The organism is Lactobacillus equicursoris DSM 19284 = JCM 14600 = CIP 110162, from assembly GCF_001434815.1.
In the GTDB taxonomy this organism is placed as follows: Bacteria; Bacillota; Bacilli; order Lactobacillales; family Lactobacillaceae; genus Lactobacillus; species Lactobacillus equicursoris.
In genome coordinates this window covers 1-285 of the sequence record NZ_AZDU01000155.1, presented here as the reverse complement: position 1 = coordinate 285, position 285 = coordinate 1, and the positions used below count along the sequence as shown (strand labels likewise).

Below are 285 nucleotides of genomic sequence, written 5' to 3'. Positions count from 1 at the left end.
CGTTATGCATGATCAGCCGGCACTGCTTTCTATTAATATTTTTCTTGCCATTGTTCAGTACGTAATTGCCTAAGCCATCTGTCAGATACACAGCATATCCATTCGACTTAAAGCCTTGAACGTAGCCCTTGGCATTATTTTCAATTATGCGAACGTAGTCATTCAGCCATATGCCGCGGGCATATTTCGTGTTCTTCGCGTTCCGCTTGGCCGCCTTGTTCGGCTGCTTTCTGCCTTTCCTCGCGGTTGCTTCATGAAGCGACCGCTTCTTCTTGCGGAACTGGC

1 pseudogene is annotated in these 285 nt (G+C 47.7%); it reads right to left on the bottom strand.

Features of this window, described 5'->3' with window-relative positions:
- Positions 1 to 285, bottom strand: a pseudogene (locus FC20_RS09795) (RNA-guided endonuclease IscB); the annotation flags it as partial.